Below are 1,935 nucleotides of genomic sequence, written 5' to 3' on the forward strand. Positions count from 1 at the left end.
TCTCATTTGTAAAACTTACTTCCACCCCTAACTAACCTGATGTGGAACTTACTACTTCCAAACATCAGGTATGGAAATTACTTATTCTTAATGCTATCTTATTCCTGTTCATCCATCTCTAAGCTCCGGCCGGAATTGGAGAAATATATGAATAAAAATAAACATTTAGTTTTAGATGAAAGATACGTAATCGAAAATTCTCTTAATAAAAACATGAGTTTTAAAGCTATTGGCAGACTGATTCTCAAGGACTGTACCACTGTATCCAAAGAAGTGAAATCCCATATCGTATTCGAAAAGAAAGGAGCTCCTTATAAACCTTTTAATGACTGCCTAAACAGAAAGAACTGTTCCCATTATGGTGATGTATGTTGCTCTTGCAAACGTCATAAAAGCCGAAACCAATGCAGTTTCTGTGGTCGTTGTACAACCTCTTGTGCGGATTATTTCAAAGAGAAATGTCCCAAACTTTCCAAGGCTCCCTATGTATGTAATGGGTGTGATCTGTTACATAGCTGCACCCTTGAGAAAAGATTCTATAAAGCTCTTACAGCACAAAAAGAGTATGAATTGGTGCGGAGCGAATCACGTTCCGGCTTTAATCTCTGTGAAGAGGAATTAAAACAGCTGGATTCCGTAATCAGTCCTTTACTCAAAAACGGTCAATCTATTCATCACATACTTGCTAACAATCAGGACAAGATTTCCTGCTGTGAAAAAACAGCTTATATTTATGCTGATCATGGACTTTTTTCTGCCCAAAACATAGATATGCCCAGGAAGGTCAGGTTTAAGCCCAGAAAGAAAAAGTCAGTTCCTCTCAAAGTTGACAAATCCTGTAGAATAGGCAGAACCTATGACGACTATATCGTTTACAGGAATGAGAATCCTTCGCTCCCTGTCGCTGAACTCGATTCTGTAGAAGGGATAAAAGGTGGCTCTGTATTACTTACCATTCACTTTGTACTTCCAAAGCTTCAACTGGCATTTTGGCGCGAAGCAAATGACTCTAAATCTGTGACTGACATATTTAATCATCTATACAAATTACTTGGTTTTGATAACTTCACCAAACTATTTCCCATATGTCTGGCAGACAACGGAACCGAATTTTCTGATCCTTTTGGTATTGAAGTTGACTCCGATGGTGTGATAAGGTCTCAGGTATTTTATTGTGATCCTTCTTCTCCCGGTCAGAAGGGTGCTTGTGAAAACAACCATGAATTTATAAGAAGAATCATTCCAAAATCCACGGACCTCGGGCAGTACACTCAGTCACAAATAGGTCTCATGATGGACCACATCAATTCCTATGGAAGACCTGAACTTGGTGACAAATCACCTTATGAAATGTTTGAATTCTACTATGGCAGGGAAATATTAGATTTACTTGGTATTCATAAAATACCTGCAAACGAAATAATTCTTAAACCGGAATTACTGAAGCACAGATAAGGAAAGCAGACCACCACACTTTATCTTTGTGCGTTGCACAATTCTATCCTTACTTCGCTTGTTGAATACTATTCTGCTGAGAATTAACTGTGTCAAGGCTGCCGCAGGCACCTTTTTTATAAGGCCTTGGCCTTGACACAGTTAATTTCATCGGATAAAAATCACCCAAGCGAAGTAAGGATAAAGATTTCTGCGGCTGCAGAAATTTCCTTATTAACATTAACAATAAAAAGGCCGGAGTCCTGCGCATTGGATGAGTTCCATAACGTTCTTTCAGGGGTGGAATTCACTAACTCTTACCAGGACAACGTGAATTCGACTTCTCATTTTGATGCGCATTTTTCCGGCTTTTGGCTTATTATAGATGCTTTTTGACGTAAATACCACTATTTTTGTAACAAAAAACTTCCACCCAGTGGAATTTAATCCTACAAGGTGGAAGTAAGTCTTACAAAGTGGAATTAACTTTTACAAGTGACC

General features: G+C 38.4%; 1 protein-coding gene. It reads left to right on the forward strand.

Annotated elements, in window-relative coordinates; genetic code table 11:
- Positions 1 to 147: 147 nt before the first annotated feature.
- Positions 148 to 1,455 carry an IS30 family transposase gene (locus ABE547_RS14605; protein ID WP_347379409.1) on the forward strand — a complete coding sequence of 436 codons (1,308 nt, stop codon included), beginning with the start codon at positions 148 to 150 and terminating at the stop codon, positions 1,453 to 1,455.
- Positions 1,456 to 1,935: the final 480 nt, after the last annotated feature.

The organism is Dorea sp. YH-dor226, from assembly GCF_039832105.1.
Taxonomy (GTDB): Bacteria; Bacillota; Clostridia; order Lachnospirales; family Lachnospiraceae; genus Dorea_A.

Coding starts and splice junctions, on each gene's coding strand:
- ABE547_RS14605 (WP_347379409.1), top strand. CDS start 148: ATGAATAAAAATAAACATTTAGTTTTAGATGAAAGATACGTAATCGAA.